This is a genomic window from Mangrovimonas sp. TPBH4 (assembly GCF_001280505.1).
GTDB lineage: Bacteria > Bacteroidota > Bacteroidia > Flavobacteriales > Flavobacteriaceae > Mangrovimonas_A.
Genome location: NZ_LBIO01000044.1, coordinates 1 through 14,398, shown reverse-complemented (window position 1 = coordinate 14,398; position 14,398 = coordinate 1). Strand labels below are relative to the sequence as shown.

The 14,398-nt window shown below is 41.0% G+C and carries 11 protein-coding genes; 3 read left to right on the top strand and 8 right to left on the bottom strand.

Going from position 1 to position 14,398, the window contains the following annotated elements; translation table 11 throughout:
• The first annotated feature begins 21 nt into the window (after positions 1-21).
• On the top strand, positions 22-1,041 hold the full coding sequence (meaB, locus tag ZA05_RS08140; protein ID WP_053991203.1) for a methylmalonyl Co-A mutase-associated GTPase MeaB: 1,020 nt from the start codon (positions 22-24) through the stop codon (positions 1,039-1,041).
• A gap of 160 nt (positions 1,042-1,201) precedes the next feature.
• Here meaB and scpA read toward each other — a convergent pair whose 3' ends face one another.
• From scpA to mce, 8 genes are all read right to left on the bottom strand, one after another.
• A complete protein-coding gene (gene scpA / locus ZA05_RS08135; RefSeq protein ID WP_053991202.1) occupies positions 1,202-3,331 on the bottom strand; it encodes a methylmalonyl-CoA mutase in 2,130 nt (709 codons plus the stop codon).
• A gap of 37 nt (positions 3,332-3,368) precedes the next feature.
• Positions 3,369-5,177, bottom strand: a complete 1,809-nt coding sequence (locus ZA05_RS08130; protein WP_157514616.1) for a methylmalonyl-CoA mutase family protein — start codon at positions 5,175-5,177, stop codon at positions 3,369-3,371.
• Positions 5,178-5,211: 34 nt separating this feature from the next.
• Positions 5,212-6,522, bottom strand: coding sequence for an acetyl-CoA hydrolase/transferase family protein (locus ZA05_RS08125; protein ID WP_231632470.1), 1,311 nt, complete (start codon positions 6,520-6,522; stop codon positions 5,212-5,214).
• A 45-nt stretch (positions 6,523-6,567) separates the two neighbouring features.
• Positions 6,568-7,884, bottom strand: coding sequence for a sodium ion-translocating decarboxylase subunit beta (locus ZA05_RS08120; protein WP_053991199.1), 1,317 nt, complete (start codon positions 7,882-7,884; stop codon positions 6,568-6,570).
• Positions 7,885-7,951: 67 nt separating this feature from the next.
• Entirely contained in the window at positions 7,952-8,377 is a 426-nt protein-coding gene (locus ZA05_RS08115; protein WP_053991198.1) for a biotin/lipoyl-containing protein, read from the bottom strand.
• Positions 8,378-8,398: 21 nt separating this feature from the next.
• On the bottom strand, positions 8,399-8,767 hold the full coding sequence (locus ZA05_RS08110; RefSeq protein WP_053991197.1) for an OadG family protein: 369 nt from the start codon (positions 8,765-8,767) through the stop codon (positions 8,399-8,401).
• Positions 8,768-8,769: 2 nt separating this feature from the next.
• Positions 8,770-10,329 (bottom strand): acyl-CoA carboxylase subunit beta, encoded by a 1,560-nt coding sequence (locus tag ZA05_RS08105; RefSeq protein WP_053991196.1) that lies wholly within the window; start codon positions 10,327-10,329, stop codon positions 8,770-8,772.
• Positions 10,330-10,366: 37 nt separating this feature from the next.
• On the bottom strand, positions 10,367-10,774 hold the full coding sequence (gene mce / locus ZA05_RS08100) for a methylmalonyl-CoA epimerase (RefSeq protein WP_053991195.1): 408 nt from the start codon (positions 10,772-10,774) through the stop codon (positions 10,367-10,369).
• A gap of 481 nt (positions 10,775-11,255) precedes the next feature.
• Here mce and ZA05_RS08090 point away from each other — a divergent pair, with 481 nt between their 5' ends.
• Entirely contained in the window at positions 11,256-13,757 is a 2,502-nt protein-coding gene (locus tag ZA05_RS08090) for a heavy metal translocating P-type ATPase (RefSeq protein ID WP_053991193.1), read from the top strand.
• A 160-nt stretch (positions 13,758-13,917) separates the two neighbouring features.
• Positions 13,918-14,364, top strand: coding sequence for a hypothetical protein (locus ZA05_RS08085; RefSeq protein ID WP_053991192.1), 447 nt, complete (start codon positions 13,918-13,920; stop codon positions 14,362-14,364).
• Positions 14,365-14,398: the final 34 nt, after the last annotated feature.

Genomic DNA, 14,398 nt, shown 5'->3' with positions numbered 1-14,398 from the left:
TTTTGTACTAACACTTTTACTATGAAACACTACAAACCTAAAAATAGACTGTCTGCCCAAGCCTACATCGATGGGGTACTTAAAGGAGACCGTATGGTGTTATCGCGTGCCATTACGGTTATTGAAAGTAATCTGGAAAGTGATAAAATCCTCGCAAAGGAAATCATTCAAAAAATCTTGCCAGCGTCCGGTAACTCCATGCGCATAGGGGTGACAGGTGTTCCCGGAGTGGGGAAAAGTACCTTTATTGAAGCGTTTGGGAAATACCTCATTTCCCAAGGTCATAAAGTGGCTATTCTATCTATAGATCCAAGTAGCCAACGTTCCAAAGGAAGTATACTAGGTGACAAAACCCGTATGGAAGAACTCAGTGGGATGGAAGCCGCATACATCCGACCTTCGGCCTCAGGGGAAACGCTTGGGGGTGTAGCCAATAAAACCGCCGAAAGTATGTTGCTCTGTGAAGCGGCCGGTTACGACATTATTTTAATTGAAACTGTAGGGGTAGGACAATCCGAAACTGCGGTGCATGGCATGACCGACTTTTTTTTACTGCTTATGTTAGCCGGCGCCGGCGACGAATTGCAGGGGATTAAAAAGGGCATCATGGAAATGGCCGATATGGTAGTGATCAACAAAGCCGATGGTGATAATATGAAGCAAAGTGATAAAGCTAGACTTCAATATCAAAATGCACTTCATTTATTTCCGCCTTCAGAATCGGGGTGGACTCCAACAGTGACAAAAGCATCTGCTTTGCATAACACGGGGATTGAGACTGTTTGGGAAAATATCTTGAATTATCGAGATTTGGTTGCTTCAAATGGGTATTTTATAAAAAATAGAAACCATCAAAAAATACAATGGATGTATGATACCATTAATGAGGAACTGAAGCAACTGTTCTACGGTTCTGAAGCTATCGCCAATCAACTGCCAAAATTGGAAAGTCAAATCATTTCATCTCAAATTTCTCCAGTAAAAGCAGCGGAGGATATGATTACTCAGTTTAAGGAAACACTGAGCCTTAAAACCGATTAAGGTTTAAATTTTTCAACAATAAAACTATTTATTGAAAGAGCTTCATAAGCTCTTTTTTTATGGAATTTGTTTTATAAAACATATTAAAGGAGAAAGCTCCAAGATTTAATATCATCCTGGAGCTTTCAATTAAAACAGATTTAAACAAAAAAAAGTGCTATTAATCGAGTGCTAGATATTTGTCCATAATGGTGATGGCCGACTTGGCAATCACGGTTCCTGGACCAAATACAGCAGCTACTTTACGGTCTAACAAATATTGGTAATCTTGTTCAGGAATCACCCCTCCGGCAAAGACCAAAATATCAGGTCTTCCCAAGCGTTCCAATTCCTCTATTAACTGCGGAATTAGGGTTTTATGTCCAGCCGCCAAACTAGAGGCGCCCACAAAGTGCACGTCGTTTTCTATGGCTTGTTTGGCAACTTCCTCAGGGGTTTGGAATAAGGGGCCCATATCCACATCAAAGCCAAGATCGGCAAAACTGGAGGCGACTACCTTAGCGCCTCTATCGTGTCCATCTTGTCCCATTTTGGCAATCATAACTCTTGGGCGACGGCCTTCAATTTCAGAAAACTTGTCTGCCAATTGTTGGGCTTCCTCAAAGGTGTAATCATCTTTCACCTCTTTTCTGTAGACACCACTGATAAGTCTGGTGTCTGCTTTGTGGCGTCCAAAGTGAGCTTCTAAAGCATCGGAGATTTCACCCAAAGTGGCAAAGTTTTCAGCAGCATCTACAGCTAATTCCAGCAGATTGCCCTTGCCTGTTTCGGCACAATTGGAAAGTGCTTTTAGTTTGGTGTCTACCACAGCTTGATCTCTGTTAGCTTTAAGGCTGTTCAAACGTTCGATTTGAGACGTTCTCACCGCGGAATTATCCACTTCCAAGATTTCAATATCCGATTTTTCGTCGGTTTGGTATTTATTCACACCCACCAAAATATCTTGACCAGAATCCAATCTGGCTTGTTTTCTTGCGGCAGCTTCTTCAATACGCATTTTAGGAACGCCAGTTTCAATGGCTTTGGCCATACCACCCAATTCCTCAACTTCTTCAATAAGTTTCCACGCTTTTTTGGCGATTTCTTGGGTAAGGTACTCAACATAATAGGAGCCTGCCCATGGGTCTACCGCTTTGGTGATTTGTGTTTCCTCTTGAATGTAAATTTGGGTGTTACGTGCAATTCTCGCGGAGAAGTCCGTAGGAAGTGCAATGGCTTCGTCTAAGGCATTGGTGTGTAGGGATTGTGTGCCTCCCAAACCAGCAGCCATAGCTTCAATACAGGTTCTGGCCACATTGTTGAACGGATCCTGTTCACTCAAGCTCCAACCCGAAGTTTGGCTATGGGTACGCAATGCCATCGACTTCGGATTTTTTGGGTTGAACTGTTTAATGATTTTTGCCCAAAGCATACGCGCGGCACGCATTTTGGCAATCTCCATAAAATGGTTCATTCCAACGGCCCAGAAGAAAGAAAGCCTTGGTGCGAATTCATCAATTTTTAGGCCCGCAGCCAATCCTGTTTTGATGTACTCCAAACCATCTGCCAAGGTATAGGCCAATTCAATATCTGCCGTGGCACCTGCTTCCTGCATGTGGTACCCGCTAATAGAAATAGAATTGAACTTTGGCATGTGTTGGGTGGTGTATTCAAAAATATCCCCAATAATCTTCATGGAAGGTAATGGTGGATAAATGTAGGTGTTACGCACCATAAACTCCTTTAGGATGTCATTTTGAATGGTACCACTCAGTTGGTCCAAAGCTACTCCTTGTTTTTTGGCAGCGGCAATATAAAAGGCCATAATAGGAAGTACGGCACCGTTCATAGTCATGGAAACCGACATTTTATCCAAGGGAATCTGGTCGAATAAAATTTCCATATCCAAAATGGAATCGATGGCAACCCCGGCTTTTCCAACATCACCGGTTACCCTTGGGTGATCGGAATCGTAGCCTCTGTGTGTGGCCAAATCAAAGGCTACCGAAAGTCCTTTTTGACCTGCGGCAAGGTTTCTTCTGTAAAAGGCATTGGATTCTTCCGCAGTGGAGAAACCGGCATATTGACGAATGGTCCATGGGCGTAAGGCGTACATGGCGCTATACGGCCCTCTGGTAAAAGGTGGTAAGCCTGCCACAAAGTTTAAGTGCTCAGCTTCGGCAATGTCTTTTTTATTAAAATGGGTTTTCACAGGGATGCCTTCAGGGGTATTCCAAATGGCCTTTTTACCTGTAGCTTTGGTTTCCTGTGAGTTATGGTCTAAACTTAGAGTTGAAAAATCTCGTTTCATAAGTCATTGTTTTTGTGATTCAATGGTCTTTCACAGGTTAGTGTGCAACTAGGCCATTTAGTTTTTGTTGTATCCCTGAAATAGTTTGAATGACATCCGATTTGATATGGATGCAATCATCCAAGCCTGCTTCTTTGAGGGCATCTATAAGTGCTACTGGATTTCCAGCCAGTAACAGAATTTTGTCTTTGTTTAGAGCTCTAAAGGTGCTTACAAAGTCTAGGGCATCCGTTTCGTAATCCTGGTCGGAGCTACAGATCACTACGACATCAGAATTTGATGTGGCACTGCTTTCGGCTGCTTCTTGAGCCGAATTATAACTTTTCTCCTGCCAAACTTCAAAGCCTGAAACTCCTAGAAAGTCATATGAAAAGGCAGCTCTCGCTTTTCTCATGGTGAGATTTCCGAAACTGCTGAGCTCTACAATAGGACGTTTTTTACTGGTTTCTACAAGTTCTTCAGTGGTTCTTCTAAGGGCTTCAATTTCCTGAGTAGCACGTCGCGGTGTCAATAGTTTGCTGGATTGGCTACTTCCCTCGGATAAAATATTGGAAGGAATGCTTTCCATAAGGTTGGGGTATTTGTTGACTCCTACCATGGCCAAACGACGCTGACTTAAAAGTGTTAGTTTTCTCTGGCGGATTTCCGCGATTTGCTGTTGGATATAGTCGCTTTCAAAAGCGTCATAAAAACCACCTCGAGTTTCTACTTCCTTAAATAGGGCAAGTGCTTTTTCTGCTATTTTTGAAGTGACATCTTCTATGTAATAAGAACCGTCCACAGGGTTAGCCACTTTCCCGAAATAGGATTCTTCTCTTAATATCGTTGAAATATTGCCTGCAATTCTATTTGAAAACGCTGAAGTTTCCTTAAACTCCTTGTCGAACGGATCAATAACCACAGCATCGACGTTGCCTAACAAGGCCGACATGGCCTCTGTGGTGGCACGTAACAAGTTGGTGTGAGGATCTGTGACCGATTTGCTCCAAACCGATGTTTTAGCAGTTAAACTATGTTTGTATTCAGTTACGCCATAAGTTTTGGCAATGGCTGCCAACAAGCTGTTGAAAGCTCTAAATTTTCCTATTTCAACAAAGTACTCAGAACTAATTCCCAATTGGAAGTGCAGGTTGTTGAATAAGGTTTCGAGATTACCTTCATTTTTTAAACAGTTTTCAATAACATAAACTAAGGCGTTTAGGGTAAATGCAACCTCTTGTACCTGATTGCTTCCAGAATCCAAAAATGCAGTTCCGGAAATACTCAAGGTTTTATAATTAGGGAAGGCGCTACCTAGTTCCACCAAGCGGTTAAGGTCATTTAGCTTAGACTGTGGAAGGTTTCCGGTAGTCACGTATTCCGTAATGAGATTAAGGTCGATAAAACCTTTTAAGTTTTCTGGAGCAATCAAATGGTTGTTGGCGTAGGCAAAGAAATTTGTTGCAAATTCCAATAGTTCATCTTCCAATTGGAAGGACACACTAATGGTGTTGAGGTCAATATCCTTTAACAGTTGTACTACAGAAGCCTCTGTTGTTACTTCAAAAATCAATCCTGTAATCCCTTCTGCGATGGCCTTTAAAGCTTGAGTGTTGGCCTCTGTAGCAGAATTAACCTTGATATGTCTGTAGTTTACAAATGCCGCTGCATTTTCACCGGTATTGGACAGTTGTGTAATGGCATCTTCCGGCGTATAAAGAGGAGGGAGCGTAATGTCGTTTAAATTTCTCCAAACCAATCTTTTGTCAAAATCGGCTCCTTTTAAGTCGATGTTCACCTTTTCCAACCATTGCTCTTTGGTAATGGGCGCAAAGTTGGAAAAGAGTGTGTTATTTTGAGTGTTCATACGTTTGTTTTTATGTTGAACTTTGCTGTCTTGCTTATCTTCCGAAACGTTCAAAAATGGCTTTGTCCAATTCTTCTCTATGGTCTGGGTGCGCAATGTTTCTGAGTGCTTCCGCACGTTTTTTCAAGGTTTTGCCAAATAATTCGGCTACCCCAAATTCGGTAACTACATATCTAGCATGGGCTCTGGTTGTCACAACTCCGGCACCTGGTTTTAAAATAGGCGCAATTTTAGACACACCTTTCAAAGTGGTTGAAGTCATGGCAATGATAGGTTTACCTCCTTTGGATAGGGCAGCTCCACGCATAAAGTCCATTTGGCCTCCTACACCTGAGAACATTCTGGTTCCTATGGAATCGGCACATACTTGGCCTGTAATATCTATTTCAATCGCCGAGTTGATTGCGGTCACTTTTGGGTTTTGACGAATGACGGCCGTATCGTTAACATAGGCGATATCACGCATTTCAATTTCGGCATTGTCATCCATAAAGTCATAAAGACGTTGGGTTCCCATGGCAAAACCAGACACTATTTTGTAGGGATTTAGTTTTTTATTAGAACCATTAATAATGCCTTTTTCGACTAAGCTTACAATACCATCGGAGAACATTTCTGTATGGATTCCCAAGTTTTTGTGGTTGGTCAAATACGATAATACGGCGTTTGGAATTCCTCCAATTCCCATTTGTAAAGTCGCACCATCGTCGATAATCTCTGCAATGTTTTTTCCAATGGTAGCTTCTTCTTTGGTAGGCGGAGCCAATTGCATTTCGTAGATAGGTTCGTCTACTTCCACACAGGCTGTAAAGTTGCTGATGTGTACAATGCCATCTCCAAAGGTACGAGGCATTCTAGAGTTGATTTGTGCGATGACGGTTTTCCCTGTTTCAATGGCAGACACAATAATATCTACAGAGACTCCCAAAGAACAAAATCCGTGTTTGTCTGGTGGAGAAACATTTACCAAAACGATATCCAGTTCCATATAACCTTCTCTAAAAAGGCTAGGGATATCACTTAAAAAAATAGGGATGTAATCTGCGGTGTCACCAATGCTTTTACGGATGTTGCCCCCAATAAAAAAGGCACTTGTGTGGAAGTTATCTCTTAGCTCTGGCGACACATAGCCGCATTCGCCTTCTGTATGTAGGTGTACAATTTCTACGCCTTTAAGTTCTGGTCCTCTTGCCACTAAAGCCTTAACCAATGCCTGAGGTGTAGCTGAAGCTCCTTGAATGAGTACGGTGTCTCCAGATTTTACCAGTTTTACAGCTTCATCTGCAGTCATTAAATTTGGTAAGCTAGACACTTGTGGTGGATTCATTACATTTGATAAACTCATAACAATATCATTTTAGTTCGTTGCTTTCATTTTACTAATCAGTGTTTAAGCTAAAAAGCTCAAAAGAATACCTGCTGCAATGGCCGATCCTATAACACCAGCAACGTTTGGTGCCATAGCGTGCATGAGCAAATAGTTGGTAGGGTCTGCCTTTAGACCTTCGGCATGTACCACGCGCGCACTATCTGGAACTGCAGATACACCGGAAGCTCCAATTAGTGGGTTTATTTTTTCGTCTCCCTTAAGGAATACGTTCATAAGTTTCGCAAACAAGAGCCCTCCCATAGTAGCAATCACGAAGGAAATAGCTCCCAATCCAAAGATGAGCATAGAGTCTTTTGTGATAAAGATGTCTGCTTGTGTAGAAGCTCCCACCGTTACACCTAACAGAATGGTTACGATATCGATAAGTTTGGTTCTTGCGGTTTCAGCCAAACGTTCGGTACGTCCTGATTCTTTTAATAGGTTACCAAAGAACAACATACCTAAAAGTGGTAGGGCACTAGGGGAGATGAACGTTGTCAATAATAAGGCGGCCACAGGGAAGATCATTTTTTCCTTTTGGGATACCGCTCTAGGAGGTTTCATCTTGATGAGACGTTCCTTTTTGGTAGTCAACAACTTCATGATTGGCGGTTGGATTACTGGTACCAATGCCATATAAGAGTAGGCGGCAATGGCGATAGGACCAATCAGGTTTTTAACCGTGGTGCCATCGGGCAGGATATTAATACCATTGGCTAATTTGGAGGATAGGAAGATTGCCGTAGGGCCATCAGCACCTCCAATAATTCCTATCGCACCTGCCTCGGGAAGGGCAAAACCAAGGTAGAGGGCTCCTAAAAAAGTTCCGAATACCCCTATTTGGGCAGCGGCTCCCAATAACATAAGTTTTGGATTGGCAATCAGGGAAGAAAAATCGGTCATGGCTCCAATTCCTAGGAATATCAAGGGCGGGTAAATTCCCTTGACGACGCCAAAATACAGGTAATTAAGTACAGATCCGGTTTCATAAATACCGGTTTGATTTCCTACGACGAAGGGGATATTTCCTATTATAACCCCGGTGCCTATTGGGATTAGCAACAATGGTTCATAATCAAATTTGATACCTAGGTATATAAATACAATACCTATAATAATCATGATGATATGTCCCGATTGGGCATTGGCAAAACCAGTGTAAGCGTAAAACTGCTTGATGCCATCAAAGGCTTCTGTTATAAAATTTTCCTCACTGGTTGTGGTTGTGGTAGATATTTCTGTGGTGGTTGTATTGGTAGCGCTTGTGGTGAGTCCTAGGACTGGTTTTATGAAAAGCAATATCGATATAACTCCAAATATTAATGCTAATTTTTTCATTTTCTTTAGTTTTGGGCCTGTTAAGTAGTTGTGCTACTTTGTGAATTCCTAAGAAAACATGGCTGGTTTATTCTATTTCTATCAAAGCATCACCTTGCAGTACTTGTTTTCCAACGGCCACATGGATAGCAGTTACAACCCCGGCCTTATTGGCAACGATGCTATTTTCCATTTTCATGGCTTCCAATATCAATAGCTGATCGTTTTCTTTTACTTGATCTCCAACTTGTACATTTAAAGCTAAGATTACACCAGGGATAGGTGCAGTAATAGCTCGCTTGTTTGAAGAACTAGGGTTGACCACTTTGGGCTTTTCTGTGTTGGCAGAAGAGGATCTTCTGGCTAGAACAGGCGTTTTTTGTTTTTTGATTTCCTGCTCTAGTTCTACCGAGTAGCTAGTCCCGTTAACTTCAAGGTTTATGGTATTATCCTCGTGAGATAGAATTTTAACCTTATAGCTGTTTTTATTTATGTTGAATGTGAAATTTTTCATGATTTAGCTGTCTAGTGATTCTTAAAATCTATTATTGTATGCTCCGTAAATTTTAGAACTCCAAGGGGAGTACATTTTACGTGCCTGTTTAATGGTTAACACGGCATTTTCGTTATCATGTTGTTCATCAAGGTAGAGATGGATTCCCATGGAAATAGCGGCAGCAACCTCACCTGTAAATGCATTGCCAAGGTCTTTGTTGACTATGCTCTCTTTGTTTTTTTTCTTTGGTTTCCCTGGTTTTAATCCATTGTAAAATTTTAGGAGTAGGGGCAGCCCGAACTTAAAGAACAAGGTTAGGGTAAGAAGGCCTGAAAATACAATCAACAACCCCGTTAAAAGGATGACATAGCCTTCATCTATATTGCTTATGGATAGTGGTATATTCATGATTACAATGGGATATTAGAGTGTTTTTTAGGTGGATTCACCTCTTTCTTGTTGGCCAGCAATTCCAGACCTCGGATAATTCGGAATCGCGTATTTCTAGGTTCGATTACATCGTCTATAAAACCATATTTGGCAGCCACGTATGGATTGGCAAATTTGGTGGTGTATTCATTCTCTTTTTCTTCGATGTAGTTTAATTTCTCATCGGCATCAGTAATTTTTCTAATGTTTGAACCTTCCAATACTTCAACGGCTCCTTTAGCTCCCATTACGGCAATTTCCGCTGTTGGCCATGCATAATTCAAGTCGCCTCGTAGTTGTTTACAGCTCATTACGTCATGGGCTCCACCATATGATTTTCTTAGAGTAATGGTTACTTTAGGTACCGTAGCTTCTCCGTAAGCAAATAGCAGTTTGGCTCCATGAAGAATAATACCGGCATACTCTTGACCTGTTCCAGGTAAGAATCCTGGAACATCAACCAACGTTACCAATGGAATATTGAATCCATCGCAGAAACGAACAAAGCGCGCTGCTTTTCTAGAAGATTCACAATCTAGAACTCCGGCATAAAATTTAGGTTGATTGGCAACAATACCAACCGGATGTCCATTAAAACGAGCAAATCCTACCACAATGTTTTTGGCGTAATTGGAATGGACTTCCAAAAATTCTCCATTGTCGGTAATAATTGAGATTACATCCAGAATATCATAGGGTTGATTTGGATTCTCTGGAATGATGCTATTTAGCTCATCGTCTAATCTGTCAATAGGATCGGAAGTTGAAATTGTTGGCGGCTCCTCAAGGTTGTTGGAAGGTAGGTAGCTTAAAAGCTTTCTTATCAACATTAAGTTTTCTTCATCATTTTCTGCTAAAAAGTGAGATACCCCAGATTTGGTAGAATGGATAGTGGCGCCTCCTAATTGCTCGGTGGTCACCTCTTCACCAGTAACCGATTTAACTACTTTAGGTCCTGTAACGAACATATAGCTGGTTTGATCGGTCATGATGGTAAAATCGGTGAGGGCAGGAGAGTATACGGCTCCTCCAGCGCAAGGCCCCAAGATGGATGAGATTTGGGGAATGACTCCAGAGGCCATAATGTTTCTTTGGAAAATTTCAGCATAACCTGCCAGAGAGCGTACACCTTCCTGTATACGGGCCCCACCACTATCATTCAGTCCTATAACGGGAACTCCAATTTTCATGGCCATATCCATGATCTTACAAATTTTTAGGGCATAGGTTTCTGATAGGGATCCACCAAAAACCGTAAAATCTTGGGAGAACACATACACGATACGACCATCTATAGTACCATGGCCGGTAACCACACCATCCGATAGATAGCGCTCTTTGTCCAGGCCAAAGGATTTGGTTCTGTGCGTGACGAACATATCAAATTCTTCAAAACTGTCTTCATCCAAAAGGATTTCAATACGTTCGCGAGCGGTTAGTTTTCCTTTAGCGTGTTGTGAGTCGATGCGTTTTTCTCCGCCTCCTAATCGAGCTTCAGCGCGTTTGGCGATGAGCTCATTAATTTTATCTTGATTTGCCATGGGGTATGTTTTTGTTACCGTCTGATTTTTTTGGTACTTATTTTGAACAGAGTTCGGTTAGGACTCCTAAGGTAGATTTTGGATGCAGGAAGCCTATGTTGAGACCTTCTGCTCCTTTGCGCGACTGTTGGTCTATTAATTGTACGCCTCTGTCGCCTGCCAATTGTAAGGCTTCGGTAGCGTCGTTTACGGCAAAGGCTATATGGTGAATTCCCGGTCCCTTTTTAGCGATAAATTTTCCAATGGGGCCATCGGGAGAAGTACTCTCTAATAATTCGATTTTGGTTTGACTAGCACCGACCAAAAAAAAGGCTGTCTTCACTTTTTGATCGACAACCTCTTCTATAGCATAGCACTCCATTCCTAAAACCTGTTCATAATATTTTATGGCTTCTTCTAGGTTTTCAACAGCAATTCCAATATGCTCAATGTGTGAGATATCCATGATTCAAAGTTTATGTTACAATTCCGTTTGTTACATCAAAGCTATTGTAGGATTCCATTTTATATTATGATATATATCATGTTATTCTTGATTTCTTTAGGAAATATTTAACGAAAACGTAATAGTTGACAACTTTTTACCGATTTTGAAAAATAATTTTTCCTTTTTTATGGTCGCCATGACCAAAACAGTGTTTTTGTAGCTATTTATAGAAGAAGATTTCTTGGTTTTGGTTTTTTTTCTGAAGGTGTCTAAAAATAATTTAGAGGAGCTCTCTTTAATATAGTATCCCCATAGCAACCCTATGTATATCCTATGGAAATAATTGATGCCAGAGAAGTGCAAAAGAATAAGGTGATGTGCGTGTGAAAATCTTCTAAGGTCCCAAAAAGATATAGTACCTTTATGGTCTATTTAGAAATTTTCTTTAGAAGCTTGCCTTCGTGAAATTCTCAACAATATTCAATATAATATATATAGTATGGTTCATACCTATCACATAAATGGCATGTCCTGCAATGGCTGCAGAAAGCATGTGGAAGGCACCTTGTCCAAGGTGCCAAATGTTTCTAAGGTTGTAGTTGATTTAGAAGCAGCTGAAGCCACGATTGAAATGACGTCACATATTCCTATTGAAACCTTTCAAGATGCTCTTAAGGCAGACGGAGGACGTTATAGTATCCATATGCCAGGCGAAAGACAAGAACAGCCGCCAAAAAATGAAACGCTTCCCAAAGGACAGGGGACAGGAGTGTTTTATTGCCCCATGCATTGTGAAGGCGATAAAACCTACGACAAACCTGGCGATTGTCCTGTTTGTGGAATGGATTTAGTGGAAGAACAAAACTTGTCTGCAGTGGCAACTCAGCAATGGACATGCCCTATGCACCCAGAAGTTTTTAAAGATGAAGCGGGTGATTGTCCTATTTGTGGAATGGATCTGGTGCCTGTGAAACCACAACTGTCTGCCGAAGAACAGACCTATAAAAAGCTTTTGAAAAAGTTTTGGTTGGCGGTAGCCTTTACACTTCCTATTTTCTTGATAGCGATGAGCGATATGTGGCATAATAATCCTTTACATAATATAATGGATCAAAAATATTGGAACTGGGGGCAGTTTGCCCTGTCCTTGCCTGTCGTGTTTTATGCCGCTTGGATGTTCTTTGAGCGTGCTTATAGGAGTATCAAAACATGGAACTTAAATATGTTTACCTTAATAGGTATAGGAGCAGGTGTAGCTTGGGTGTTTAGTGTGGCCGGTTTGTTAGTGCCAAATATGTTTCCAGAGCAGTTCAAAACAGCATCAGGAGTGGTGCATGTGTATTTTGAAGCCACTACCGTGATATTGACTTTGGTGTTACTAGGGCAATTATTGGAGGCAAAAGCTCACAGTAAAACCAATTCGGCAGTAAAGGAGTTGTTGAAATTAGCGCCTAACAAGGCTATAAAAGTTGTGGATGGAGAAGAACTAGAGGTGAGCATTGATAAAATTGTCCTTGGAGATTTACTGAAGGTGAAGCCCGGAGATAAAATTCCAGTGGATGGGGTAATTGTACAGGGAGAATCGGCTGTAGACGAATCCATGATAACCGGAGAACCCATCCCAGTGAATAAAGTAAAAGGAGATAAAGTAAATAGTGGGACTATTAATGGGAACCAAGTCTTTATTATGAAAGCTGAAAAGGTGGGGAGCGATACACTTTTGTCTCAAATTGTACAAATGGTAAATGAGGCTAGTAGGAGTCGAGCGCCTATTCAAAAATTGGCTGACCGTATTTCTGCGTACTTTGTTCCCATTGTGGTTTTGGTATCAATCATCACCTTTATAGTTTGGGTGGTTTGGGGGCCACAGCCAGCCTATGTATACGCCCTGATCAATGCTATTGCGGTTTTGATCATTGCGTGTCCTTGTGCTTTGGGATTGGCAACACCCATGTCCGTAATGGTGGGAGTGGGAAAAGGTGCCCAAAATGGCGTGCTCATAAAAAATGCCCAAGCATTGGAAACCATGGACAAGGTAGACACCTTAATAATAGATAAAACAGGAACTATCACTGAAGGAAAACCTACCGTAGAGAAAATAGTAGGTTTTGGTGAAGAAAGTAACGGCCACGACGTGTTGGTGCAATATGCAGCCTCCCTAAATAGCAATAGTGGGCACCCCTTGGCAGACGCTATTGTAAGCCATGCGAAGAAGCAACATATAAAGGTGTTTGATGTCTATAAGTTTGAATCCTTGACAGGAAAAGGGGTTCAGGGAATAGTGAATGGAGTAGCTGTGGTTTTGGGAAATTTAAAATTGATGAAGGAAATAGGGGCTGAGGTCTCCCGTGAAATGCAAAAGGAAGTTCAAACTTTTCAGGAGCAGGGAAAAACAGTGTCCTTTTTAGCAATGGATGAAAAAGTGAAGGGCTATGTCGTTATTGCGGATAAAATAAAGGAGACTAGTGCCAAAGCTATCAAGGAGCTTCAGGATTTGGGAGTAGACGTTCTAATGCTTACAGGGGATAATGAAAAGACGGCTCAAGCTGTGGCTTCGGAGCTTGGTGGTATTCACTTTAAGGCTGGGTTGATGCCAGAGGATAAGCTTAAGGAGGTGGAAGGCTTACAAAATGAAGGAAAAGTAGTGGCTGTGGCTGGTGATGGTATTAATGATGCTCCTGCATTGGCCAAAAGTGATGTAGGGATTGCTATGGGGACAGGTACTGATGTAGCTATTGAAAGCGCCATGATTACTTTGGTAAAGGGAGATTTACAGAGTATTGTTAAGGCTAAAAATCTTAGTCACGCCGTAATGAAGAACATCAAACAAAATCTATTTTTCGCACTCATTTATAATACCATTGGAGTGCCTGTTGCAGCAGGAGTGTTGTATCCATTTTTCGGGGTATTATTGTCGCCTATGTTGGCTGCTCTGGCCATGAGTTTTAGTTCGGTATCTGTAATAGGCAATGCCTTAAGGTTGCGTAAAGTTCATGTTTAAATTATGGTATTTTATTGATTGTAAATAAAGTATGGGAACGTGGAGATTATTTAGTGTCTAGATGAAATTTATGTAAATTTTACGAAAAAAATCGATGAAATGCTTGTTTTTTACGTTTAATTGCATAAATTTGCTACAGTTAACGCCTTAAATCTAAACTATGAAAACTAAATTTACCCTATTAAGTATTGTTTTTATACTTGTTACGGGCATTGGTTTTGCCCAAAAGAATAAAGAGGAATCTCCTAGCATTATTAGCGGTAAGGTCTCTATTGCAAAGTATCACGACAGAGATCAATTGGAACATATGCAAAAGGGAGAGTTGTTGGAGCTCTATAAAGAGCGTATTGAAGTTATTGTAAAAATCTTGCCAAATATTGCCTTCGCTACCAAGCCAGGTGTTACAATGGCATCTATGGGAATTCCGGAGACGAAGGATAACAAAAAAGCACTGGAAGATAATATTGAAGCTTCCAAAGACTATTTTGAAAGTACCATTGAATTTCAAAAGCGTATTTTACCTTATTCAGATAAATCAAATTTAATTATGGCTATTTTGTTTTATGAAGAAACATTAAAGTCATTGCATACTTATGATGATTTTTAAAAATTCATTATAATATATATGTAGTTGTTAAGCT

Coding starts and splice junctions, on each gene's coding strand:
- meaB (WP_053991203.1), top strand. CDS start 22: ATGAAACACTACAAACCTAAAAATAGACTGTCTGCCCAAGCCTACATC.
- scpA (WP_053991202.1), bottom strand. CDS start 3,331: ATGAAACGAGATTTTTCAACTCTAAGTTTAGACCATAACTCACAGGAA.
- ZA05_RS08130 (WP_157514616.1), bottom strand. CDS start 5,177: ATGAACACTCAAAATAACACACTCTTTTCCAACTTTGCGCCCATTACC.
- ZA05_RS08125 (WP_231632470.1), bottom strand. CDS start 6,522: ATGAGTTTATCAAATGTAATGAATCCACCACAAGTGTCTAGCTTACCA.
- ZA05_RS08120 (WP_053991199.1), bottom strand. CDS start 7,884: ATGAAAAAATTAGCATTAATATTTGGAGTTATATCGATATTGCTTTTC.
- ZA05_RS08115 (WP_053991198.1), bottom strand. CDS start 8,377: ATGAAAAATTTCACATTCAACATAAATAAAAACAGCTATAAGGTTAAA.
- ZA05_RS08110 (WP_053991197.1), bottom strand. CDS start 8,767: ATGAATATACCACTATCCATAAGCAATATAGATGAAGGCTATGTCATC.
- ZA05_RS08105 (WP_053991196.1), bottom strand. CDS start 10,329: ATGGCAAATCAAGATAAAATTAATGAGCTCATCGCCAAACGCGCTGAA.
- mce (WP_053991195.1), bottom strand. CDS start 10,774: ATGGATATCTCACACATTGAGCATATTGGAATTGCTGTTGAAAACCTA.
- ZA05_RS08090 (WP_053991193.1), top strand. CDS start 11,256: ATGGTTCATACCTATCACATAAATGGCATGTCCTGCAATGGCTGCAGA.
- ZA05_RS08085 (WP_053991192.1), top strand. CDS start 13,918: ATGAAAACTAAATTTACCCTATTAAGTATTGTTTTTATACTTGTTACG.